The sequence below is a fragment of the Phytopseudomonas daroniae genome (assembly GCF_004327285.1).
Taxonomy (GTDB): domain Bacteria; phylum Pseudomonadota; class Gammaproteobacteria; order Pseudomonadales; family Pseudomonadaceae; genus Aquipseudomonas; species Aquipseudomonas daroniae.
Genome location: NZ_QJUI01000007.1, coordinates 68311 through 90643, shown reverse-complemented (window position 1 = coordinate 90643; position 22333 = coordinate 68311). Strand labels below are relative to the sequence as shown.

Below are 22333 nucleotides of genomic sequence, written 5' to 3'. Positions count from 1 at the left end.
CAAACCCGCCTTGGCGGGTTCGCATATTGGTTACAGCGGGGTGAGCAACTCGCCACGCGCTATAAAGGCATCGAGATTATCGAACACCAGGTTTTCCATGGCCAGCCTGGTTTCCTCGGTGGCACTGCCGACGTGGGGCAATAGCACCACATTGGGCATTTCGAATAGCGCCTCGGGCGCCCGCGGTTCGTCCTCGAACACGTCCAATCCCGCACCGCCCAAGGTACCCGCTTGCAATGCCGCAACCAACGCCTGCTCATCCACCACGCTGCCGCGGGCGATATTCACCAGAATGCCGTCTGCACCCAGGGCTTCGAGTACCGCGGCGTCGATCAGGTGATGGGTCGATGCACCGCCCGGGCAGGCCAGTACCAGAAAATCCGCCCAACGAGCCAGGGCCTTGAGATCGGCCTCGTAGCCATAGCTGGTAGCTGGATCCTGGCGACGGTTGTGGTAGCGGATAGTCATATCGAAGCCGGCCGCGCGCTTGGCAATGTCCTTGCCGATCCGGCCGAAACCGACGATGCCCAGCTTCTTGCCGCTGACCTTGCGAGTCAGCGGGTACTGGCCCTTGAGCCATTTGCCCTGACGCACATGCTGATCGGAAGCGGAAAACTGCCGGGCGGTGTCGATAAGCAGACCGATAGCCGTGTCGGCGACACACTCGTTGAGCACATCCGGCGTGGTGCTGATCGGGATGCCCCGCGCTTTCGCCTCATCGACTGCGATCGAATCGTAGCCGACGCCGAAACTGCAGATGGCACGCAGGTTGGGCATCTGCGCCAGTTGCTCGGCCGAGCAACCGTAGCGAGCAGAAGTGACCACGATGTCGATATCGGCACCGTGCTCGGCGAGAAAATTATTGGGCTGTTCCCATAAACGGGTCAGCTGATAGTCGCGCTGCAGACGCTCGTTGAAACGCGTCGGGAAACGACCGACCTGAAGCACGTTGGGACGACTCATGCAGCTCTCCTCTATCTCAGGCGAAAGTCCGGATGATACCTGCAATGTTCCGGGCAGCGATGCTCTGGAAAGCATCGTTGTCCGATAATCGATCAAGTCACGGGAGCCGGGTTGAAAAGCACCAGATCATTATGCAGACGGTGCTTCTCCGCCCAGGTCTGCTTCTTGCCGCTGGCGACATCCAGGTAGAGCTGGAAAATGTGCCAGCCCATTTCATCGAGGGTCATACGCCCCGAGGTGATCTGCCCGGCGTCCACGTCGATCAGATCCGGCCAGCGCTCTGCCAGCTGAGTACGGGTAGCCACCTTGATCACCGGCACCATGGACAAGCCGTAAGGCGTGCCGCGACCGGTGGTGAAGATATGCAGATTCATACCGGCCGCCAGCTGCAGCGTGCCACAGATGAAATCACTGGCCGGGGTAGCGCAGAAGTACAGGCCTTTGCCACGAATCCGCTCGCCGGGCGACACGACGCCGGCAATCGGGCTGGTGCCGGACTTGGCGATGGAACCCATGGCCTTTTCGACGATATTGTTCAGGCCGCCCTTCTTGTTGCCTGGCGTGGTGTTGGCGCTGCGATCGGCCATCCCACGCTCCAGGTAGCGGTCGTACCAATCCATTTCATGGATTAGCGCATCGGCGATTTCCGTGGTCGCAGCCCGCGGGGTCAGCAGGTGAATACCGTCACGCACTTCGGTGTTCTCCGAGAACATCACGGTGGCGCCGGCCCGCACCAGCAGATCCGATGCCACGCCCAGCGCCGGGTTGGCGGTGATACCGGAGAACGCGTCGCTGCCGCCGCATTGCATGCCGACCACCAGCTCGGAAGCCGGCACGGTTTCCCGACGACGCTGATCGAGCACCTTCAGGCGTTCCTCGATCATGGCCATGATTTCTTCGACCATGCCGATGAAGCCGGTGCTGGAGTCCTGCAGGCGGAACAGCCAGTCCTCCTCCTCCATACCATTGGTCAGCAGGTCGCCATCCATCAGCTGGTTGGCCTGCAGCTTTTCGCAGCCCAGGCTGATCACCAGCGCCTGGCCGCCGAGGTTGGGGTTGCGGCTGATGTTGTAGAGGGTACGGATCGGCACCACGGCGTCCGGCGCGTTGATCGCCACGCCGCAGCCGTAGCTGTGCGACAGCGCCACCACATCGTCGACGTTCGGGTATTTGGGAAGGATTTCCTTGCGCACTCGGTCGACGCAATGATCGAGAACGCCCACCACGCACTGCACGGTGGTGGTCACGCCCAGAATGTTGCGCGTACCGACCGTGCCGTCCGGGTTACGCAAGCCTTCGAATGTATAGCCTTCCAGCGGCGCCGGCACAGGGGCCTTGATCGTCGCCTTGGGCAGGTTGTCCAGCACCGGTGGCTCGGGCATGCGCAGCACCGCCTCGGTCACCCAGGTTCCGGCGGCGATGGGTTTCAGGGCATAGCCGATCACTTCACCGTAGCGCACCACGTTGCCACCTTCGGGAATCGCCACCAGCGACACCTTATGACTCTGCGGTATGCCCTCCAGCGCCTCCAGGCCATCGGCGAAACGGCCACCGGCCGCCACGCCCTGCTCATTGACCACCACGCCGACATTATCGTCGGCGTGCAGGCGGATGTAACGCGGGGAGTCCTGATGTTGAATGAGTTCCATGAGGCTAATCCTTTTCTTGTTTTTTCATTGCCATACAAGGCCGCGCAGCCAGTGCCACGCGCCATTGTATGGGTGCTCAGGCCGACGCCGGCGAGGGCGCCAGCCGCCCAAAGGCGGGGTCAAAAAATTGCCGGGAGCGGCTTTTAACGTCGCTTGCCACGGACGCCAGAGATGGCAAGGCCATAAAAATCTCGAGCTGGGACTGGGCCCGGTCGCTAGCCAATAATGGCAACGAGCGCGATGCCTGGACTCGGTCTCAGGACGCCGGGCGCAGATAGGGAAATACAAAAGCTGCCCGCGATGGGGCATGGGAAGGATGTGCGGATACTGTTTTTCACGGCTTTATTGTCCTTATTGGCTGACGGTGCCTGGCTCGGTGACTGACAATCGATGATTGCGCAATCAATCCGGCAGTGAGCATGGCACCACGCAGTTCGCTACGAGGCTGACTTTACTATGATTGCGCAATCATTCAAGTGCTTTTTGTCATGTTGTCAGTTGTCTGACGAGAGGTCAGGTAGTAGCCCGGTCGACCAGCGTAAAGCCGGTATCCAGACGTACCGGCTGCAGTTCGGAATCGTCGCGGAAGCGCTGTAGCAGCGCGCTGGCGACCAGTTTGCCCATGCGCGCACCATCGACATTCACCGTCGACAGCGCCGGGTGAAGATGCGCGGCACTGGACAGATCACCAAAGCCCATCACCGCCAACTGGCCGGGAATGTCGATCCCCTGACTCGCCGCTTCGGCCAGAATGCCCTGGGCCACGGTGTCCGAGCTGCAGACGACCACTTGCGGGTCATGCCCCTCGGCGAGCAGTTGGCGCAGCCCTTCTCGCCCACTCTGCAAGGTCGCCGGTGCAGCGAGAACCGCCATCGGCACCTCGTCGACGCCCAGTGCCTTGAGCTGCGACACCACGCTGCTGCCGCGCTTGAGCGCACGGGAGTCATCGACCGAAACGATAGCGAAACGCCGATATCCCTTGGCATGCAGATGACTGGCGATCGCCTGGCCGACCTTTTCGTGAGAGAAGCCCACCTGCATGTCGATGGGGGACGCCCCCAGATCCCAGGCCTCGACGACAGGAATACCGGCAGCCTGCAAACGCAGGCGACTCTCCTCGGTATGCAGCGTACCGGTCAATACGATGCCGTCCGGGCGACGGCCCAATACCGCGCCGAGCAAACGCTCTTCCTGCTCGGCTGAATAACCGGTGAGGCCGATCATGGTCTGGTAGCCCGCGCTGGTCAGGTGATCCATCAGCGACTGCACGGTTTCAGCGAAGATCGAGTGAGCGATGGTCGGCACGAAGATGGCGATCAGTCGGCTTTTGTTCGACGCCAGGCCGCCCGCCAGCATGTTCGGCACGTAGCCGGTCACCCGCACCGCCTCGAGCACCTTCTTGCGCGCATCCTCGCTGACCACTTCGGGTCGGTGCAGCGCTCGCGACACGGTGATCGGCGAAACGCCAGCCACCTTGGCCACGTCGATCAGGGTGATGCTCGCCCCTTTGTTCGCCGCCGAAAGAGAAGATGAAGAACGAGAGGATTTCTTTGCCATGACGGGCCGCGGGTTGTACGAGGGAAGCCGCATCTTAACCAGCGAACCGGGTGGCAACTAGCGGCAGGCGCAGACAGACCTGTAATCAGGTGTTGCCCCCCTGAAAGCAGAAAGCCCGGGCGACAGGCCCGGGCTTTCTGACACCTCGAAGAGGTGAACGTGCTTACTGCGGGCCCTGGGCGTCGATCAGGGCAGCCAGTTGCTCGTACTCGGCCGGCAGCAGGTCGGTCAGCGGAGCCCGAACCGGGCCTGCATCGTAGCCGGAAATCTTGGCGCCAGCCTTGACGATGCTCACTGCGTAACCGGATTTCAGGTTGCGGATATCCAGATACGGCAGGAAGAAGTCATCGATGATCTTGGCGACGGCGGCGTGATCTTCACGGGCGATTGCGCGGTAGAAGTCCATTGCGGTTTTCGGAATGAAGTTGAACACCGCCGACGAGTAGACCGGTACACCCAGTGCCTTGTAGGCAGCGGCATAAACTTCAGCGGTCGGCAGACCACCCAGGTAGGTGAAACGATCACCCAGACGACGGCGGATAGAAACCATCAGTTCGATGTCGCCCAGACCATCCTTGTAACCGATCAGGTTCGGGCAGCGCTCGGCCAGTTGCTCCAGCAGCGGAGCGGTCAGGCGGCAGACGTTACGGTTGTAGACGACTACACCGATCTTCACCGATTTACAGACTTGCTCGACGTGGGCGGCAACACCTTCCTGCGACGCTTCGGTCAGGTAGTGCGGCAGCAGCAGCAGGCCTTTGGCGCCCAGGCGCTCGGCTTCCTGTGCGTACTGAATCGCCTGGCGAGTGGAACCGCCCACGCCAGCGAGGATTGGCACGCTGCCCGCGCAGGTGTCGACGGCGGTCTTGATGACCGACGAGTACTCGTCGGCAGCCAGGGAGAAGAATTCACCGGTACCGCCAGCCGCGAACAGAGCAGTCGCGCCGTAGGGGGCCAGCCACTCCAGGCGACGTGCGTAGCCAGCCGGGTTGAATTCACCAGCGGCATCGAAGTCGGTCAGCGGAAAGGACAGCAGGCCGGAGGAGAGGACGGATTTTAATTCTTGTGGAGTCATTCTTCTTACACCCTTGGATGAGGACATGGAGGCCGTTACCGGCAACTGAAGTCATACGTTATCGTACAACCATTAAAAATCCAAGCAGTCGGACGCATTTTTCTTTCTATTGCACCGTTTCGGAGCAACCACTGCATAATCCAACGAAATGTCCAAAAACCAGGAAAAACCTCGGTAAATCTCTAATTACATCGGGAATATCATGCTTTAGATTGGCGAAAACTCGCTTTCTGGCGGAAAAATTTTCCACCAACCCGGCATGAAAAAGGTCATCAGCAGCCGACAAGTCATACGACAACATCAGCCAGATAGCCGTTATGAATCGACAATGACAAAGGTGCGCGACATGACGACACCCATCCGCAAAGGCCAGGACATTGACGTCCCTCACGCCGAACCGCCCTCCCCCGCAGCCCTCGCTTATCGCGATGCGACTCCCCTCTCCCAGCCGTCGAGCGAGAGAAGGCGCAGGTAACGACCCGCACTCAAGTCCGTATCACACCTCCACGAGCCTCCGTTCCCATAACAGAGTCGTGTGAGGCTGCGCCGATACGTTCAATCCGCTGGAGCCCAACGGGTCTTCCCGCAACCTTCGCGGCACAATAACAAGAGAAGCGAAACACCTCCCTACGCACCGCCCTCAGCCTGTTCGCCGCCCTGCACATGAGCGCCACCGCCGCTCATGTGCAGGCCGACGACAAGTACCCGAGCAAAGCCATTCAGGTGGTATTGCCCATCGCACCGGGTGGCGACACGGATGTGAACGCCCGCGTGTTCAACCGTTATCTGGAAAAGGAGTTGGGCAAACCGCTGGTAGCGGTCAGCGAGGTAAAAAGGAAAAGCCGCTGCAGCCGAACAAACTGCAGCGGCTTTTCCGCGTCCACCAGAAAGCATGTCTTTGTAAAAGCTGGCTTGCCAGCGAAACCATTTCAATGCACCGTCAGTTCGATCTTCATTACCGCTATCGCGAGCAAGCTCGCCCCTACAACGATCACTTTTAGGCACTCTGAAACGACAAAGGCCGCTGTAAACAGCGGCCTTTGTTTGTAGATCAGTGAGACTGACGCTTACTGAGCGCCCTGCGCCTTGACCAGTGCCGCCAGTTGCTCGTATTCGGCCGGCAGCAGGTCGGTCAGCGGAGCGCGAACCGGGCCTGCATCGTAGCCGGAGATCTTGGCGCCAGCCTTGACGATGCTCACTGCGTAACCGGCTTTACGGTTACGGATGTCCAGGTACGGCAGGAAGAAGTCATCGATGATCTTGCCAACGGTGGCGTGATCGTCGCGAGCGATCGCGTGGTAGAAATCCATCGCGGTTTTCGGGATGAAGTTGAACACCGCCGACGAGTAGACCGGTACGCCCAGTGCCTTGTAGGCAGCGGCATAGACTTCAGCGGTCGGCAGGCCGCCCAGGTAGCTGAAACGGTCGCCCAGACGACGGCGGATCGACACCATCAGTTCGATGTCGCCCAGGCCGTCCTTGTAGCCGATCAGGTTCGGGCAGCGCTCGGCCAGTTGCTCCAGCAGCGGAGCGGTCAGGCGGCAGACGTTACGGTTGTAGACGACTACACCGATCTTCACCGATTTACAGACTTGCTCGACGTGGGCGGCAACACCTTCCTGCGAAGCCTCGGTCAGATAGTGCGGCAGCAGCAGCAGGCCTTTGGCGCCCAGGCGCTCGGCTTCCTGTGCGTACTGAATCGCCTGGCGAGTGGAACCGCCCACGCCAGCGAGGATTGGCACGCTGCCCGCGCAGGTGTCGACGGCGGTCTTGATGACGGACGAGTACTCGTCGGCAGCCAGGGAGAAGAATTCACCGGTTCCGCCAGCCGCGAACAGAGCGGTAGCGCCGTAGGGGGCCAGCCACTCCAGGCGACGTGCGTAGCCTTCAGGATTGAACTCGCCTTGGGCGTCGAAATCGGTCAGCGGGAAAGACAGCAGACCGGAGGAGAGGACGGATTTTAATTCTTGTGGGGTCATTCTTCGAACACCTGTAAAGCGGGTTGAAATGAAAGGGCAGCCGCAGCTGTTAGAGATACGTTATCGTACGACCAAAATGAAAGCTAATACTTTCTTCTGAACAACCGCCAGTGAAGGCTTGAGGAAGCTGACGCCACCAAGTTGACAAGTTCGGAATCGGCTGAGCACACTCCGTCATATGACAACCTATAACAATAGATGTACGCCAGGCGGTAACGCATCCTCTCCCACCCACTAACCCAGCACGCGCGCATGGCGCACGTCCCCATGGAACCCTGGCGTTCATTTTTTTGCTGAACTCATCGTCACCTACATCCCTGACAACAACAAGAAGGACATGACCATGAAACTCAGACGTACCCTGCTGTCGACCGCATTTCCTCTGGCCCTACTGATTCCCTCCCTATCCGACGCGATAACCTTGCAAGTTGCCGATACGCAACCCAAGGGCTATCCAGCCATTACAGCCATTGAACATATGGGCGAAAAACTCAGCACCGCGACCAACGGCGAGATCACCATGAGGGTGTTCGCAGGCGGCGTACTGGGTGGAGAAAAGGAAGCGATAGAACAGGCCCAGATCAACGCCATTCAGCTTACTCGCGTCTCCCTTGGCGTCGTAGGCCCCGTGGTGCCGGACGTGAACGTCTTCAATATGCCTTTCGTGTTCCGCGACAGTGCGCATATGCGCAAGGTCATCGATGGCGAAATCGGCCAGGAGATTCTCGACAAGATAACCAACTCCACATTCGAGCTGGTCGGCCTGGCGTGGATGGACGCCGGTTCGCGAAATTTCTATAGCAAAGAGCCCATCCGCACGCTTGCCGACCTGAAAGGCAAGAAGATGCGCATGATGGAAAACCCGCTCTTTCTCGACACCATGAATGCACTGGGCGGCAGCGGCATTGCCATGGGCACCGGGGAAACCTTCAGTGCACTGCAGTCCGGGGTGATCGATGGCGCCGAGAACAATCCAGCCGTCATGCTCGCTCAGAACCACCAACAGGTTGCCAAGTACTTCAGTGAAACCAGTCACCTGATCATTCCCGAGCCTCTGGTGATGTCGAAGAAGGCCTGGGAAGCGCTCAGCGCTGAGCAGCAAACGCTGGTGAGGAAGTTCGCCCGAGAGGCGCAGATGGAACAAAGGGCCCTCTGGGACATACAGGTGGCACAAAGCGAAGAAAAACTGAAGGCCGCGGGGGTCGAGTTCATCCAGGTAGATCGCAAGCCGTTCTATGAAGCCACGGCGGCAGTCCGTGATAAGTACGGCGCGCCTTACGCCGCACTGATCGAACGCATCGAAGCCGTTCAGTGACACTGGCATCCGCTACGGCCCTCGCCGTGGCGGATAACTGCCACACCGCAAGAGCCAGAGCCTATGACCACCTCATTCGAAATGACCTGTGACTGCCACGCGCATATTTTCGGTGATCACACCCGCTACCCCCTGGCAAGCGGGGCGGACTACCTCCCCGCTACCGCCACTGCAGACGACTACCAGCAGGTGCTAAGCAGCCTGGGCGTAGAGCGCTGCGTACTGGTACAGCCCAGTGTCTATGGCACCGACAACAGCTGCATGCTCGATGCGCTCACCCAGCTTGGCCCCAGGGCACGAGGCGTGGCAGTCATCGGCCGCGATACGCCACTCGAACAGCTACAGGCCATGCATCGGATTGGCGTGCGCGGTGTACGCCTGAATACCCTCGCCGCCAATGGCCCCACACTGCAGGAGCTCGCTTATGTCGAAGAACAGATCAGCAGCCTGCAATGGCACCTGCAGCTGCTTTTGCGGCCGGAAACCCTGCCCAGCGCACTCGAGCACATCGAGCGCCTCGACGGCCCGGTGGTGCTGGATCACTTCGCGTCCTGCTCTCCCGCAACGGATGCAGGCACCCTCGATGCGCTATTCGATCTGGTAAATCGCAAGAAGAATGTGTGGATAAAGCTCTCCGCACCTTATCTGTTCAGCGATTGTTCCGAGTCCGCGCTGCACCATTACCGAACCTTCACCGAGCGTGCAGCAGAGCTCATGCCGGATCGTTTGTTATGGGGAACCGACTGGCCCCACACCGCTCGCCAGGATGCCAGCATCAGCACGCATCAGTTGCAGCGGTTACTCCTCGGCTGGCTGAGCAGCGCTGCAGTACGCGAGCAGATCACCGTTCACAATCCAGCCAGACTCTATGGCTATTGAATCAGGAGACAGGTAATGCCAAGAATTCTGCTCACCTACCCGCCTTCCTCCGTGAACACCTGGTACGGTGAAAAAGCGATGAGCGAGCTGGCTGGCCTCGGCGAGCTGGTGCTAAGCCCGAAAGACGGGGTCTTGAGCGAGGACGAACTGATCGAACTGGCCAACAATTGTGATCTGATCATCTCCGACAAACCGACGGCAGGTACGGAGCGACTGTTTCGCGAGGTACCGAGCCTGCTGGCTTACATACGCTGCGCCATGGACACCAAGAGCATCGATATCGATGCCGCATCCAGGCACGGCGTACTGGTCACCCAGGCCGGCCCAGGCTTCACCCATGCCGTCAGTGAATGGATCATCGCCCAGATGATCAACCTCGCACGGAGCCTGCCGCATTATTTCAGTGCTTATCAGCACGGCCAGATACCGACGCAACGCATGGGCAGCCAGTTGGCCGGCTCGACCGCTGGAATCATTGGCTTCGGCAACATAGCAACCGCCGTTGCGCCCGTGCTCCGCGCACTGGGGGTGAAGATCCTCGCCCATGACCCCTACCTGACCGACAGTCCGGATGGCGTCGAAGCCGTTGATTTCGACACGCTGCTCGAACGATCCGATCAGGTGATCTGCCTGGCGCGCCACAGCGTGGAAACGGACAACATGGCCAATGCTGCATTCTTCGCAAAAATGAAACCGGGCGCCTTTTTCATCAACGCCTCCCGCGGTGGCCTGGTCGACGAAGCGGCGCTTGCCGACGCACTGGCATGTGGGCACCTGGCGGGAGCGGCGATTGACGTGGGACGCGGTCATGATGATCACCCGACCGCAACCCTGGCGCAGCGTCCCGACATCATCGCCACACCACACATTGGTGGCATGGTGCCGGAAGCGATCACCTATCAGGTGTTCAGAACCGTGCAGCAGGCCCGCTCGATTCTTGCCGGCAGTATCCCCGAAGGCTCGCTGAATCCTGACGATGCGCGTCGCCTGACCACTCGTGGCCGTTGGTGACACCTGAGAGGGCGTGGGTGCAGACACAAAGTCATCAGACAACCTAAATTTAAGAAGGTATCTCGATATCGGCCGCTCAGAGCCCTCAGACCATGATGCAGAAACCCTTATAAATCAGCCTTCATGGCTTCATAGAGCGACTCGATCGAACGATATTGTTGTTTTGTGAGCGCGTTGACAAACGAATCGAGGGATGCCGATAATCCCACCATGTCATACGACAACAGATGACAATCTCCAAATAACAACAAGCAGAGAACAGGCCTCCCGCCCATGACTACGACTTCCAACGCCCAACCACCCTTCCATCGCCTGCTGCTCACTGGTGCGGCAGGCGGACTGGGCAAGGTACTGCGCGAACGTCTGCAGCCCCTGACCAAGATTTTGCGTCTCTCGGACATCGCCGAAATGGCACCGGCCGAAGGTGACCATATCGAAGTGCAGATCTGCGACCTGGCCGACAAGCAGGCCGTTCATCAGCTCGTTGAAGGTGTCGACGCGATTCTGCACTTTGGCGGGGTTTCGGTGGAGCGTCCGTTCGAGGAAATCCTCGGCCCGAACATCAGCGGTGTATTCCATATCTACGAAGCAGCGCGTCGCCACGGCGTCAAACGCGTCATCTTCGCCAGCTCCAACCATGTTATCGGCTTCCACAAGCAGACCGACACCATCGACGCCAGCGCCCCGCGCCGTCCGGATGGTTACTACGGCCTGTCGAAGTCCTACGGCGAAGACATGGCCACCTTCTACTTCGATCGCTACGGCATCGAAACCGTCAGCATTCGCATCGGTTCCTCATTCGTCGAACCGCTCAATCGCCGCATGATGAGCACCTGGCTGAGCTACGACGATCTGCTACAACTGATCGAGCGCGGCCTCACCACACCAAACGTCGGCCACACCGTGGTTTACGGCGCCTCGGCGAACAAGACCGTCTGGTGGGACAACCGCCTGGCCGCTCATCTGGGTTTCGAGCCCAAGGACACTTCCGAGATTTACCGCGACAAGGTCGAGGCCCAGCCGCCAGTGGCTGCCGATGATCCGGCCGCGCTCTATCACGGTGGCGCCTTCGCGGCTGCCGGCCCGTTCGGCGACGACTGATAGCTCGTCCTTTCGATAACAATAACAAGAGGTCGGACATGCCCATGCAAGCCGAACTGATTCTTGATGCCCGCAATGCAACGGGTGAAAGCCCGGTGTGGAGCGTGCAGGATCAGGCCCTTTACTGGGCCGATATCCCCAACAAACGCCTGTACCGCTGGAACCTGGCAGACGCCACCACGCAAAGCTGGGAAGCGGACGAGATGCTCGCCTGCATCGCCCGGCGCGCTGATGGCAGTTGGATCGCCGGCATGCAAAGCGGGATCTTCCAACTGAGCACCGGCGATGACGGCCGCCTGACCGGCGAACGCCTGGTCGAGGTCAGCCACGCCCACGACAACATGCGCTTCAACGATGGCCGTTGCGACCGCCAGGGCCGTTTCTGGACGGGTAGCATGCTCATGGACATGGCGGCAGGCGCCAACGTCGGCGCGCTGTATCGCTATGACGGCGCCGGACAGACCACCCTCCCCGTGCTGCTGGACGACCTGATCGTCCCTAATGGCCTGGGCTTCAGCCCTGACGGCCGCACCATGTACCTGTCCGACTCGCACCCGTCGGTGCAGGCCATCTGGGCGTTCGATTACGACATCGACAGCGGCACGCCGCACAACCGCCGCCTGTTCGTCGACATGAACGACTACCCTGGCCGTCCCGATGGTGCCGCGGTGGATGCCGAAGGCTGCTACTGGATCTGCGGAAACGATGCCGGCCTGATTCACCGCTTCACGCCAGCCGGTCGCCTCGACCGCTCTCTGGCCGTACCGGTGAAGAAACCGACCATGTGCGCCTTCGGCGGCCCCAATCTCGATACCTTGTATGTCACTTCGATTCGCCCGGGCGGCAACCTGGACGATCAACCTCTGGCGGGTGGCGTGTTCGCCCTGCAGCCGGGCGTCAGTGGCCTTGAAGAAACACCGTTCCAGTCCTGATTACCAACATCTGGGGAACCCGTTGATCCGACGGGCCACTCTGGAGCTTCATAACGCTGCACACCAACAACAACAAAACGGAGATTCACATGAATTTCAAGCGCAAGTTGCTCATTGCCGCACTCCCTCTGGCTTTCGGCCTGTCCAGCCTGGCACAGGCTGACATGACCCTGAAGATCGCGGAAATTCACCCGGCCGGCTACCCGACCGTGGTGGCGATGGAAAACCTCGGCAAGAAACTGGAAGCTGCTACCAACGGAGAAATCAAGGGCCGTATGTTCTCAGGCGGCGTGCTCGGTTCCGAGAAGGAAGTGATCGAACAGACCCAGATCGGCGCCGTTCAGCTGACTCGCGTCAGCCTCGGTTCGGTCGGCCCGGTGGTTCCGGCCACTAACGTGTTCAATATGCCCTTCGTCTTCCGCGACATCGACCATATGCGCAAAGTGGTGGACGGTGAAATCGGCCAGGAAATCCTCGATGCCATCACCAACTCCGACTTCAACATGGTCGGCCTGGCATGGATGGAAGCCGGTAGCCGCAGCCTCTACACCAAGAAACCGGTGCGTAAGCTGGAAGACCTGAAGGGCATGAAAATCCGCGTGATCGGCAATCCGCTGTTCATCGATACCCTGAACGCCATGGGTGCCAACGGCATCGCCATGGACACCGGTGAAATCTTCAGCGCCCTGCAGAGCGGTGTGATCGACGGTGCCGAGAACAACTCGCCGACCCTGCTCGAGCACAACCACTTCCGCGTGGCCAAGTACTACACCCAGACTCACCACCTGATCCTGCCCGAGCCACTGCTGATGTCCAAGACTACCTGGGAGAAACTGACCCCGGAGCAGCAGACACTGGTCAAGAAACTGGCCAAGGAAGCACAACTGGAAGAGCGTGACCTGTGGGTAGCCAAGGAAACCGCCAGCGACGAGAAGCTCAAAGCCGAAGGCGTCGAGTTCATCGAAGTGGACACCAAACCGTTCTACGAAGCGACCGCTCCGGTTCGTGAGAAGTACGGTGTTCAGTACGCCGATCTGATCAAGCGCATCGAAGCCGTTCAGTAATCCTCTCGCGCAAGCGCATGGAGTCGGCGTATTGCCGGCTCCATGCAATCCGGTGAAGTCTCATGAAAAACCTGGTTCTAGGCGTCAACGACGCCATCTACCGTGCCTGTATCGCTACCGCCGGCCTGGCAATCGTGATCATGGCCACGATCATCCCCTGGGGCGTATTTAGTCGTTACGTGCTGGGTCAAGGATTGGGCTGGCCCGAGCCTATCTCCATCCTGCTGATGGTGCTGTTCACCTTCGTCGGTGCCGCCGCCAGCTACCGCGCTGGCGCTCACATGGCTGTGACTTCGCTGACCGATCGCCTGCCACAAACCCTGGCACCGCTGATCACTCTATTCGTGCGCCTGACCATGGGAGCGGTTGCGCTGTTCATGCTGATCTGGGGTTACAAGCTCTGCGCTGCGACTTGGCATCAGTATCTGAGCACCCTTCCTTCGGTAAATGTTGGCATCAGCTACCTACCGATTCCGCTGGGTGGATTCATCACCCTTATGTTCGTCATCGAGCAATTGCTATACGGCGATCAGAACAAACGTCGAGTCGTTGATTTCGAGCATATCGAAGACTCCAAGGAGGCCGTGTAATGGATGCCGCCATTCTCTTAGGCAGCTTCATCGTCCTGATCCTGCTACGCGTCCCCGTCGCTTACTCTCTCGGCATCGCAGCCCTTATTGGCGCCTGGTGGATCGATATCCCTCTGCACGCCGTGATGATCCAGATCGCCGGTGGCGTGAACAAATTTTCTCTGCTTGCCATTCCATTCTTCGTGCTGGCCGGTGCAATCATGGCCGAAGGCGGCATGGCTCGGCGCCTGGTGGCCTTCGCCGGCGTACTTGTCGGTTTCGTACGCGGCGGCCTGTCGCTGGTGAACATCACCGCGTCCACCTTCTTTGGTGCCATCTCCGGCTCGTCCTTGGCCGACACCGCGTCGGTGGGTTCGGTGCTGATTCCGGAAATGGAGAAAAAGGGCTATCCACGTGAATTCGCCACCGCCGTGACCGTTTCCGGCTCGGTACAGGCACTGCTTACCCCGCCCAGCCACAACTCGGTAATCTACTCGCTGGCCGCTGGTGGCACAGTGTCAATCGCCGCGCTGTTCATGGCAGGTATCGGCCCAGGTTTGCTGATGAGTGCAACCATGGCCACTCTGTGCCTGTGGTTCGCCAAGAAGCGCAACTATCCGAAAGGTGAAGTGATCCCGCTGCGTCAGGCGATCAAGATCTGCGTCGAAGCGCTGTGGGGCCTGATGACCATGGTCATCATCCTCGGCGGCATCCTCTCTGGCGTGTTCACCGCCACCGAGTCCGCGGCTGTGGCGGTGATCTGGGCGTTCTTCGTCACCATGTTCATCTACCGCGACTACAAGTGGCGCGAACTGCCGAAGATGCTGCATCGCACCGTGCGCACACTGTCGATCGTGATGATCCTCATCGCCTTCGCGGCGGCGTTCGGCTACATCATGACGCTGATGCAGATTCCTTCGAAGATCACTACCGCGTTCCTGGCCTTCTCGGACAACCGTTACGTGATCCTGATGTGCGTCAACTTCATGCTGCTGGTACTCGGCACGTTGATGGACATGGCACCGCTGATCCTGATCCTCACCCCGATCCTGCTGCCAGTGGTGACCTCCTTCGGAGTCGACCCGGTGCATTTCGGCATGATCATGCTGGTCAACCTGGGCATCGGTTTGATCACACCACCCGTTGGGGCGGTACTGTTCGTGGGTGCCGCGATCGGCAAAGTGACCATCGAAGCGACAGTGAAGGCGCTGCTGCCGTTCTACGCCGCTCTGTTCATGGTTCTGATGGCTGTAACCTACATCCCGGCAATCTCGCTGTGGCTGCCTAGCGTCGTACTCTGATACTGCTACACCCGCGGCGGGTCATGTGTTTCACATGACCCGCCGTTTTTTTAGCGCAGCGAGAACGGCCACCAAACCGTCAGGCGCTCAAGGCTAAACACGATACGGAAATTGCTGCCATGACCTCTCCTGCCCTGTTTCCCCGCCACATCGCTGTGCTGCTACTGGCTCTGCTGGCCTGCTCCTTCGCCGGCAACCACATCGCTGCACGTATCGCATTCGACAACGACACCGGCCTGCTGCTGGCGATTCTGTGCCGTTCCGGTGTAACCATGCTGGTGCTGCTGGGCATCGTGCTCTGGCAACGCCAGGCTCTGCAGATGCCTCCGGGCACCTGGCGCTGGCAATTGCTGCTGGGCCTGCTGATCGCCACCCAGAGCATTTGCCTGTACTCCGCCGTGGCGCGCATTCCAGTGGCGCTGGCGCTGCTGATCGGCAACACCTTCCCGATCATCCTTGCTCTGCTCACCTGGGCACTGGGTGGCTCGGCGCCGACGCGTCGCACGGTAATGCTCATGGGCCTGATCCTGGTGGGCCTGGTGTTCGCCCTGGATCTGCCCGCACGCCTGAACGCCAGCGAGCCGGCCGGCCCGGAATGGGTGGTTGGAGTGAGCGTGTCGTTCCTGGCCGCCTGCGTGTTCGCCTGCGCACTGTGGATCACCGACCACAAGCTGTCGAGCCTGCGCGGCTCGGTGCGCAGCATGCTGACCCTGATGATCGTGTTCAGCAGCATGGCCATCGCCGGCAGCGCCGACCTGATTCCCGGCGGCATGAACCTGCCAGGCAACTCCACCGGCTGGATGGCACTGGGCGCCCTGGTACTGCTCTACGGCATCGCCTTCTGCATGCTGTTCGTCACCGTACCGCGCCTGAACATGGCCAAGAACGCACCGGTGATGAACATGGAGCCGATTGCCACGCTGCTGTTCGGCTGGCTGCTGCTGGATCAGATATTGAGCGGTATGCAGATGATCGGCGGCGCGATCGTGCTGGCGGGGATCGTACTGCTGACGTATCGCAAGGATGCCTGAGAGTCTGTCTACGATCAGTTGCGCATCGGCCCTGCAGCGTTAGGAGCAGGCTGGTGCGCCAGTCCGATCAGGGGGCCGTTTGCGGCTAACGCACTCTTAGTGCGGCTCCGAAGGAGCGAGTCATGCTCACTTACAAAGTCGCCCGCGACGCCAACCGCTCCGCCTGTTTTTACTCGCTGAAGCTCACCCTGCGGGCCAGCCTTCCAGCTAGACGAATTCTAAAGGGCGTCTCTGACTTGCAAGACTCAGGCTTGCTTGACGACCACTTCCGCTGCCTCATGGGCCTGACGCAGCCGCTCGCGGCTGTTGGTCAGGTGCAGCCGCATGGCGGCACGAGCGGCGTCGGAGTCCTGGCGAGCAATCGCTTCGTAGATCTGCTCATGCTCACGCTCCAGGCGCGCCATGTAGTGAGCATGATCATCGTGGGCGATACGTGCCGAGTTCAGCCGGGTACGTGGAATGATGCTGGTACCCAGATGACTCATGATGTCAGTGAAGTAGCGGTTGCCGGTCGCGTGGGCGATCTGCAGGTGGAACTGGAAATCGGACGATACCGCATCGCTTTCATGGGCCGCGCCTTCATTCAACGCATCGAGCGCCTGGCGCATCGACGCCAGTTGCTCGGCGGTACGCCGCTGGGCAGCCAGGCCAGCCGACTCCACTTCCAGGCTGATACGCAGCTCGAGCACTGCCAGCACTTCACGCAGCGTGACGATGGTCGCCGGGTCGATACGGAAGCCACCAGGGTTCGGCATGTCCAGTACGAAGGTGCCAATGCCATGGCGGGTTTCTACCAGGCCGGAAGCCTGCAACCGCGACAGTGCTTCGCGCACCACGGTACGGCTGACGCCCTGCTCTTCCATGATCGCCGACTCGGTCGGCAATTTATCGCCACGCTTGATCACCCCATCGCGAATGCGCTGGGAAAGCTCCGCGACCAACTCCTGAGCCAGGCTGCGATGCTTGCGTCGCGCGCGTGGCGGCGTGTTCTGATTTTCCATAGCAATCATTATCGTCTGGATAGCCAAACTGCATCATATATCAGGCGGTTGTATGATGACACGTTCTTCGTTTATCTCCGGCAAATGACTCGTTAACTGCACAGGTACCGCACCATGCCGCTCGACACCTTGCATCTGCAGGATCGCTTCACCCGCCTCACGCTGGCGCCGCAGACCGGCGGCAGCATCGCCAACTGGACGGTCAAGGACAGCGGTCAGCCTTTGCTGCGCCCTAGCGATGAGCAGGCCTTGCAGGCTGGCACTCCTCGCCGGCTCGGCTGCTACCCGCTGGCCCCCTGGTCGAACCGTATCAGCGATGGCGGCTTCGATAACCCGCAAGGCTGGCTCGCTCTGGAAGCCAACGCAGACAACTCACCCATGCCGATTCATGGCAGCGCCTGGCAGCAACCCTGGCAAGTGGTCGAGCACAACGAAGTTTCGGCCCTGTTGCGCCTGGAAAGCCAGATACCGTTCGCCTATATCGCGCAGCAACGGATTCGTCTGCACGAAGGCCGCCTGGACATCCACCTGCAGGTCACCCATATGGCTGACGCCCCGATGTGGCATGGCCTGGGCCTGCATCCCTACTTCCCACGCCTGCCAAACACCCGCTTGCAGGCTCGTGCAGAACAAGTCTGGCAATGCGGCAGTGACAGCCTGCCGACCCATCTCAGCGAATTACCGGCAGACTGGAATTTCGCCGAAGAGCGCGATCTGCCACTGCAACACACCGACAACGCCTTTACCGACTGGAATGGCCAGGCGCGCATTCTGCAGCCCGACGCCGGCTACAGCCTGGATATCAGTGCAGAAGGCAGCGGCCTGTACCTGCTGTTCTGCCCCGAACAGATGCCGTTCTTCTGCTTCGAGCCAGTCAGTCACCCGGTCAACGCCCACCATATGCCCGGCAAACCGGGACTGGTGCTGTTATGCAGGGGGCAGAGCCACAGCCTGACTTTCAGCCTGCAATACAACCCGCTGACCTGAAGCAACACCGGTCACATCCTGCGACGACGGTACTGGACTTTCGATGTACTTTGGCGATAATCAACCGCCTTACCCTATCTCCGGCCGCGCGTGCCGCGAATAACCGGAACTTTGGTGGGGTAAACGTTTCAAACAGATGTGGCGACCGTATCAGTAAGACCGCCCGGTCTTACGTTGTCGCCCCTCTCCTTATCAGAAATCATGGGTACTATCGTGACGAAAGACGAACTGCGCGCCGAACTCGAGCGCCAGGCGCAGCGTTACAAGGATGTATACGGCGGTGAGGTCATCACTTACGCCGCCCAACCGGATCCGGAACGCAAGCCGTGGCGCAAGCGAGCCAGCCTGCTCGATCAGGCATTCGATAAAGAAATCGAAAAGATCGAGAAAGACTTGTCCAGCAAGGCTGAAGCCAGGGCCGAAAACGCCAGCGCCTGACGACCTGGTCAATGCCGGCTAGCGCGCAAGCCCCCCGGCACGGCTGACTCAGCGCCGCTTGGATGTGGACTTGCCGCCCAGTAAAGACCCCATCAAGCCCCGAACCAGCTGCCGACCGAGCTGATTGGCGACCTGGCGCATGGCACTTTTCACCGCCTGGCCGGCCAACCCACCGAGAAACTCGCCGGCCACGCTGGTGGTAGACGGTGCCTCCTTGCCCGCCTGAACCTGCTCACTCGCCTGGGCCGCGCGTGCGGTCAGAATCTCGTAAGCCGACTCCCGGTCAAAGGGCTTGTCGTAACGACCGGCCAACGGCGACTGACGAATCAAGCCAGCGCGCTCACCCTCCGACAGCGGCCCAATACGCGACTGCGGCGGTGCAATGGCGACACGCTGCACCATTGCTGGTGTGCCTTTATCCTCCAGTGTTCCCACCAGGGCTTCACCGATACCCAGTTCGGTCAGCACCGACAGACAATCGAACGCCGGATTGGGACGAAACCCATCAGCCACCGCCCGTAGCGCCTTCTGCTCCCGTGTGGTGAATGCCCGCAGGCCATGCTGAATGCGCAAACCAAGCTGCGCCAGCACATCGTCCGGCAGGTCGCCCGGCGACTGGGTGACGAAATACACGCCCACGCCTTTCGAGCGGATCAGCCGCACCACCTGCTCCAGCCGCGCCTGCAAGGCCTTCGGCGTATCGGCAAAAAGCAGATGCGCCTCATCGAAGAACAGCGCCAGGATCGGTTTGTCGGCATCGCCGCGTTCGGGCAGTTGCTCGAACAACTCAGCCAACAGCCATAGCAGGAAGGTGGCATAGACCTTGGGTGCCTCATGCACCAGGCGACTGGCATCGAGCAGGTGAATACGGCCGCGGCCATCACGATCCGGCTGCATGATGTCTTCGAGCTGCAGCGCCGGCTCGCCGAACAGCGCCTCGCCCCCCTGCTGCTCCAGGCTGGCCAGACGCCGCAACAACGCTTGCGACGATGTCGTGGTGAACAACGCGCTATCGGCGCCCAGCACCTGCGGCTGCTCCTTGAGGTGAGTCAGCAGCGCCTTGAGATCCTTCAGGTCGAGTAGCAACAGCCCTTCACGGTCGGCCACCTTGAACGCGGCATACAGCGCCGCCTGCTGGCTATCGGTGAGCTCCAGCAATGCGCCCAGCAACAAGGGGCCCATTTCACTCAGGGTCGTGCGCAGCGGATGGCCGCTTTGCCCGTGCACGTCCCACAGGCTGACCGGATAGGCCGTCGGGCTGTGCGCCAGCCAGGGCATGCTGGCGATACGCTCGGCAATCTTGCCCTGAGGCGCACCCGCGGCGCCGAGGCCACACAGGTCGCCCTTCACATCGGCAGCAAAGACGGCGACGCCCGCATCGCTGAAATTCTCGATCAGACGCTGCAAGGTCACGGTCTTGCCGGTACCCGTGGCACCGGCGATGAGGCCGTGGCGGTTGGCCAGGCGCAGTGATTGCCCGACTGTCTGGCCATCGCCGTCAGCCCCGAAAACGAATTGCTGATTCAAAGACATAATGCCGTCCCTTGGATTAAAGCCTTGCAGCCTCGATGCCGACCTAAACGCCAGGCGAAGCCCCATCAGGCCCACCCGCTCCATTCGCCAAATGGCGACGTCCCACCAGACTGATTCTAGTGACTTGCGAACGCAAGATGCCGTGATGAGAAACCTGCAGCTCGGCCACAAGCTTCTGCTGGCCGCCACCCTGGTGGTTAGGGTCGCCTTCACGCCGTTCAGTCTCGACAACGACAGCCGACAGCGCTAAGCCGAAAAAAAGCCTGACAGTCGCCAACCGCATTGGTGAGGTCGATGGTATGCACCCGTCAGTAACCATTTTTCAGGGTCAATTACTTGTCCGGCGTGACGTCCCGCTCGCGCTGCAGACGCTGCCACAGCGCTTCGGCACCTTCGAAGTCGCTGCCATCCTCTTCGCTCAACGCCTCCGGATCGTAACGCCGAACGCAACCCTCACCCAGAGTGGGTGGTGGCATGGCCGTACCGGGCTCGCGTGGTTTGTCGTCGCTCATGGCATTTCAGGCGCGTTGGTGGCCTTCTTCATGCTGGGCGAACTCCTTCACAGCCAGCAACACATCGTGACGGCTGATCTGACCGACCAGCTTACCGCCTTCCACTACGGGGAAACGTCGGCGCCGCCCTTTCAGGAAACGCTCGGCCAGATCGATGATATCGGCTTCCGGCGAAGTGGTTTCGACGTTGGCGGTCATGTAAGAGCTGATGGTTCCGCCAGTAGACTCGTAATAGGCCCCCTGAAGAATGCCACGCAGACAATCGCCTTCCGACAGCAGACCGACCAGACGACCCTGACCGTCGACCACCGGCGCGCCGGAAATACGGTGCTCCAGCAATCGGTTGATGGCCGTGAACAGATCGGTGTCGGCATGGAAGGTGACCAAATGACGGGTCATGTAATCACGCACTTTTACGGACTTGAGCATGAACGCGGACTCCCTTATTCGAGCATCGGGCCGAATGGATCAATCGAACACGACGGTCTTGTTGTTGTGCACCAATACCCGGTCTTCCAAGTGATAGCGTAGACCGCGGGAAAGCACCATCTTTTCCACGTCCTTGCCGAGGCGCACCATCTCTTCGATGCTCTCGCGGTGACTGACGCGCACCACATCCTGCTCGATGATCGGCCCGGCATCCAGTTCTTCGGTCACATAGTGGGAGGTCGCGCCGATCAGCTTGACGCCGCGCAGCGAGGCCTGATGGTAAGGCTTGGCACCTACGAAGGACGGCAGGAAGCTGTGGTGAATGTTGATCACGCGCTGTGCATAGTCCAGACACAATTTGGGCGGCAGGATTTGCATGTAGCGAGCCAGCACGATGGCATCGGCGCGATGCTCTTCAACCAGGCGCGCGACCTCATCGAAAGCCGGCTGCTTGTTCTGCGGATCCACCGGCACATGGATGAAAGGAATGCCGTGCCACTCGACCATGCTGCGCAGGTCATCATGGTTGGAAATCACGCAGGGGATATCGCAATCGAGTTCATTGCTGTGCCAGCGATGCAGCAGGTCGGCCAGGCAGTGGGACTCACGGCTGGCCATCAACACGACGCGTTTCTTCTGCGCCGAATCGGTGATCCGCCACTCCATGGAGAATTCACGGGCGATCGGCGAGAACGCCTGGTTGAAGCCGTCGAGGTCGAAGGGCAACGAATCGGCACGAATTTCATGACGCATGAAGAACCAGCCGCTCTGCGTGTCCGAGTGGTGGCTCGCCTCGGTGATCCAGCCGTTGTAGGTCGCCAGGAAGTTACTGACCTTGGCCACGATGCCGGTACGGTCAGGGCAGGCGATGACCAGCCGAAAAGTGCGCATGAACAACTCCAGAGAATTAGCGAAGGCGCGCATTTTAGCCAGACTAACGAAAAACTGCAGTATCCCGACGGGCCTGACTGCGCGCCCTCCGTCAGCCTACCCCATGGTCGTGAGGA

22 protein-coding genes are annotated in these 22333 nt (G+C 60.2%); 12 read left to right on the top strand and 10 right to left on the bottom strand.

Going from position 1 to position 22333, the window contains the following annotated elements; translation table 11 throughout:
* Positions 1-30: 30 nt before the first annotated feature.
* The 4 genes from DNK06_RS09430 to kdgD (DNK06_RS09415) form a co-directional block, all read right to left on the bottom strand.
* Positions 31-963, bottom strand: coding sequence for a 2-hydroxyacid dehydrogenase (locus DNK06_RS09430; RefSeq protein WP_131179772.1), 933 nt, complete (start codon positions 961-963; stop codon positions 31-33).
* 92 nt (positions 964-1055) lie between these two features.
* Positions 1056-2612 carry a galactarate dehydratase gene (gene garD / locus DNK06_RS09425; protein ID WP_131179771.1) on the bottom strand — a complete coding sequence of 519 codons (1557 nt, stop codon included), beginning with the start codon at positions 2610-2612 and terminating at the stop codon, positions 1056-1058.
* Positions 2613-3125: 513 nt separating this feature from the next.
* Complete coding sequence (locus DNK06_RS09420; RefSeq protein WP_131179770.1) at positions 3126-4169, bottom strand: LacI family DNA-binding transcriptional regulator; 1044 nt, start codon at positions 4167-4169, stop codon at positions 3126-3128.
* A 163-nt stretch (positions 4170-4332) separates the two neighbouring features.
* Complete coding sequence (gene kdgD, locus DNK06_RS09415; RefSeq protein ID WP_131179769.1) at positions 4333-5244, bottom strand: 5-dehydro-4-deoxyglucarate dehydratase; 912 nt, start codon at positions 5242-5244, stop codon at positions 4333-4335.
* A 663-nt stretch (positions 5245-5907) separates the two neighbouring features.
* Here kdgD (DNK06_RS09415) and DNK06_RS25200 point away from each other — a divergent pair.
* Positions 5908-6294: a hypothetical protein gene (locus tag DNK06_RS25200; RefSeq protein ID WP_207389991.1), complete on the top strand. Its 387-nt coding sequence runs from the start codon at positions 5908-5910 to the stop codon at positions 6292-6294.
* Between the two features lie 17 nt (positions 6295-6311).
* Here DNK06_RS25200 and kdgD (DNK06_RS09405) read toward each other — a convergent pair whose 3' ends face one another.
* A complete protein-coding gene (kdgD, locus tag DNK06_RS09405) occupies positions 6312-7223 on the bottom strand; it encodes a 5-dehydro-4-deoxyglucarate dehydratase (RefSeq protein ID WP_131179768.1) in 912 nt (303 codons plus the stop codon).
* A gap of 343 nt (positions 7224-7566) precedes the next feature.
* Here kdgD (DNK06_RS09405) and DNK06_RS09400 point away from each other — a divergent pair, with 343 nt between their 5' ends.
* The 9 genes from DNK06_RS09400 to DNK06_RS09360 all read left to right on the top strand — a co-directional run bounded on the left by DNK06_RS09400 (position 7567) and on the right by DNK06_RS09360 (position 16426).
* A complete protein-coding gene (locus tag DNK06_RS09400) occupies positions 7567-8538 on the top strand; it encodes a TRAP transporter substrate-binding protein (protein ID WP_131179767.1) in 972 nt (323 codons plus the stop codon).
* A gap of 63 nt (positions 8539-8601) precedes the next feature.
* Entirely contained in the window at positions 8602-9417 is an 816-nt protein-coding gene (locus tag DNK06_RS09395) for an amidohydrolase family protein (RefSeq protein ID WP_131179766.1), read from the top strand.
* A 15-nt stretch (positions 9418-9432) separates the two neighbouring features.
* Entirely contained in the window at positions 9433-10428 is a 996-nt protein-coding gene (locus tag DNK06_RS09390; RefSeq protein ID WP_131179765.1) for an NAD(P)-dependent oxidoreductase, read from the top strand.
* Between the two features lie 273 nt (positions 10429-10701).
* The gene (locus tag DNK06_RS09385) at positions 10702-11529 is read left to right on the top strand and encodes an NAD-dependent epimerase/dehydratase family protein (protein WP_131179764.1); all 828 of its coding nucleotides are present in this window, start codon (positions 10702-10704) and stop codon (positions 11527-11529) included.
* Positions 11530-11573: 44 nt separating this feature from the next.
* Positions 11574-12461 carry an SMP-30/gluconolactonase/LRE family protein gene (locus DNK06_RS09380; protein ID WP_131179912.1) on the top strand — a complete coding sequence of 296 codons (888 nt, stop codon included), beginning with the start codon at positions 11574-11576 and terminating at the stop codon, positions 12459-12461.
* Between the two features lie 89 nt (positions 12462-12550).
* Entirely contained in the window at positions 12551-13525 is a 975-nt protein-coding gene (locus tag DNK06_RS09375; RefSeq protein WP_131179763.1) for a TRAP transporter substrate-binding protein, read from the top strand.
* Positions 13526-13587: 62 nt separating this feature from the next.
* Positions 13588-14115 (top strand): TRAP transporter small permease, encoded by a 528-nt coding sequence (locus DNK06_RS09370; RefSeq protein WP_131179762.1) that lies wholly within the window; start codon positions 13588-13590, stop codon positions 14113-14115.
* Positions 14115-15395, top strand: coding sequence for a TRAP transporter large permease (locus DNK06_RS09365; RefSeq protein ID WP_131179761.1), 1281 nt, complete (start codon positions 14115-14117; stop codon positions 15393-15395). Before DNK06_RS09370 ends, DNK06_RS09365 begins: the two co-directional genes overlap by 1 nt.
* Before the next feature lie 119 nt (positions 15396-15514).
* Positions 15515-16426 (top strand): EamA family transporter, encoded by a 912-nt coding sequence (locus DNK06_RS09360; RefSeq protein WP_131179760.1) that lies wholly within the window; start codon positions 15515-15517, stop codon positions 16424-16426.
* A gap of 245 nt (positions 16427-16671) precedes the next feature.
* Here the strand turns inward: DNK06_RS09360 and DNK06_RS09355 are convergent, their stop codons facing one another.
* Positions 16672-17427, bottom strand: a complete 756-nt coding sequence (locus DNK06_RS09355; protein WP_131179759.1) for a FadR/GntR family transcriptional regulator — start codon at positions 17425-17427, stop codon at positions 16672-16674.
* 114 nt (positions 17428-17541) lie between these two features.
* Between DNK06_RS09355 and DNK06_RS09350 the strand changes: the two genes are divergently transcribed.
* Together DNK06_RS09350 and DNK06_RS09345 are read left to right on the top strand one after the other, a co-directional pair.
* Positions 17542-18414 (top strand): aldose 1-epimerase, encoded by an 873-nt coding sequence (locus DNK06_RS09350; protein WP_131179758.1) that lies wholly within the window; start codon positions 17542-17544, stop codon positions 18412-18414.
* A 213-nt stretch (positions 18415-18627) separates the two neighbouring features.
* The gene (locus DNK06_RS09345) at positions 18628-18852 is read left to right on the top strand and encodes a hypothetical protein (RefSeq protein ID WP_131179757.1); all 225 of its coding nucleotides are present in this window, start codon (positions 18628-18630) and stop codon (positions 18850-18852) included.
* A 48-nt stretch (positions 18853-18900) separates the two neighbouring features.
* Here DNK06_RS09345 and DNK06_RS09340 read toward each other — a convergent pair whose 3' ends face one another.
* The 4 genes from DNK06_RS09340 to purU form a co-directional block, all read right to left on the bottom strand.
* Positions 18901-20385: a helicase HerA-like domain-containing protein gene (locus tag DNK06_RS09340; RefSeq protein WP_131179756.1), complete on the bottom strand. Its 1485-nt coding sequence runs from the start codon at positions 20383-20385 to the stop codon at positions 18901-18903.
* Positions 20386-20717: 332 nt separating this feature from the next.
* Positions 20718-20897: a hypothetical protein gene (locus DNK06_RS09335; RefSeq protein ID WP_131179755.1), complete on the bottom strand. Its 180-nt coding sequence runs from the start codon at positions 20895-20897 to the stop codon at positions 20718-20720.
* Between the two features lie 6 nt (positions 20898-20903).
* On the bottom strand, positions 20904-21326 hold the full coding sequence (locus DNK06_RS09330; protein WP_131179754.1) for a CBS domain-containing protein: 423 nt from the start codon (positions 21324-21326) through the stop codon (positions 20904-20906).
* 39 nt (positions 21327-21365) lie between these two features.
* The gene (gene purU, locus DNK06_RS09325; RefSeq protein WP_131179753.1) at positions 21366-22217 is read right to left on the bottom strand and encodes a formyltetrahydrofolate deformylase; all 852 of its coding nucleotides are present in this window, start codon (positions 22215-22217) and stop codon (positions 21366-21368) included.
* Between the last annotated feature and the right edge of the window lie 116 nt (positions 22218-22333).

Excerpts from the sequence above, each read along its gene's own strand:
- DNK06_RS09370 (WP_131179762.1), top strand. The coding sequence starts at position 13,588 with ATGAAAAACCTGGTTCTAGGCGTCAACGACGCCATCTACCGTGCCTGT.
- DNK06_RS09330 (WP_131179754.1), bottom strand. The coding sequence starts at position 21,326 with ATGCTCAAGTCCGTAAAAGTGCGTGATTACATGACCCGTCATTTGGTC.
- DNK06_RS09400 (WP_131179767.1), top strand. The coding sequence starts at position 7,567 with ATGAAACTCAGACGTACCCTGCTGTCGACCGCATTTCCTCTGGCCCTA.
- garD (WP_131179771.1), bottom strand. The coding sequence starts at position 2,612 with ATGGAACTCATTCAACATCAGGACTCCCCGCGTTACATCCGCCTGCAC.
- DNK06_RS25200 (WP_207389991.1), top strand. The coding sequence starts at position 5,908 with ATGAGCGCCACCGCCGCTCATGTGCAGGCCGACGACAAGTACCCGAGC.
- DNK06_RS09380 (WP_131179912.1), top strand. The coding sequence starts at position 11,574 with ATGCAAGCCGAACTGATTCTTGATGCCCGCAATGCAACGGGTGAAAGC.
- DNK06_RS09420 (WP_131179770.1), bottom strand. The coding sequence starts at position 4,169 with ATGGCAAAGAAATCCTCTCGTTCTTCATCTTCTCTTTCGGCGGCGAAC.
- kdgD (WP_131179768.1), bottom strand. The coding sequence starts at position 7,223 with ATGACCCCACAAGAATTAAAATCCGTCCTCTCCTCCGGTCTGCTGTCT.
- DNK06_RS09365 (WP_131179761.1), top strand. The coding sequence starts at position 14,115 with ATGGATGCCGCCATTCTCTTAGGCAGCTTCATCGTCCTGATCCTGCTA.
- DNK06_RS09340 (WP_131179756.1), bottom strand. The coding sequence starts at position 20,385 with ATGTCTTTGAATCAGCAATTCGTTTTCGGGGCTGACGGCGATGGCCAG.
- DNK06_RS09355 (WP_131179759.1), bottom strand. The coding sequence starts at position 17,427 with ATGGAAAATCAGAACACGCCGCCACGCGCGCGACGCAAGCATCGCAGC.
- DNK06_RS09395 (WP_131179766.1), top strand. The coding sequence starts at position 8,602 with ATGACCACCTCATTCGAAATGACCTGTGACTGCCACGCGCATATTTTC.
- DNK06_RS09350 (WP_131179758.1), top strand. The coding sequence starts at position 17,542 with ATGCCGCTCGACACCTTGCATCTGCAGGATCGCTTCACCCGCCTCACG.
- DNK06_RS09375 (WP_131179763.1), top strand. The coding sequence starts at position 12,551 with ATGAATTTCAAGCGCAAGTTGCTCATTGCCGCACTCCCTCTGGCTTTC.
- purU (WP_131179753.1), bottom strand. The coding sequence starts at position 22,217 with ATGCGCACTTTTCGGCTGGTCATCGCCTGCCCTGACCGTACCGGCATC.
- DNK06_RS09430 (WP_131179772.1), bottom strand. The coding sequence starts at position 963 with ATGAGTCGTCCCAACGTGCTTCAGGTCGGTCGTTTCCCGACGCGTTTC.
- DNK06_RS09390 (WP_131179765.1), top strand. The coding sequence starts at position 9,433 with ATGCCAAGAATTCTGCTCACCTACCCGCCTTCCTCCGTGAACACCTGG.
- kdgD (WP_131179769.1), bottom strand. The coding sequence starts at position 5,244 with ATGACTCCACAAGAATTAAAATCCGTCCTCTCCTCCGGCCTGCTGTCC.
- DNK06_RS09360 (WP_131179760.1), top strand. The coding sequence starts at position 15,515 with ATGACCTCTCCTGCCCTGTTTCCCCGCCACATCGCTGTGCTGCTACTG.
- DNK06_RS09385 (WP_131179764.1), top strand. The coding sequence starts at position 10,702 with ATGACTACGACTTCCAACGCCCAACCACCCTTCCATCGCCTGCTGCTC.
- DNK06_RS09335 (WP_131179755.1), bottom strand. The coding sequence starts at position 20,897 with ATGAGCGACGACAAACCACGCGAGCCCGGTACGGCCATGCCACCACCC.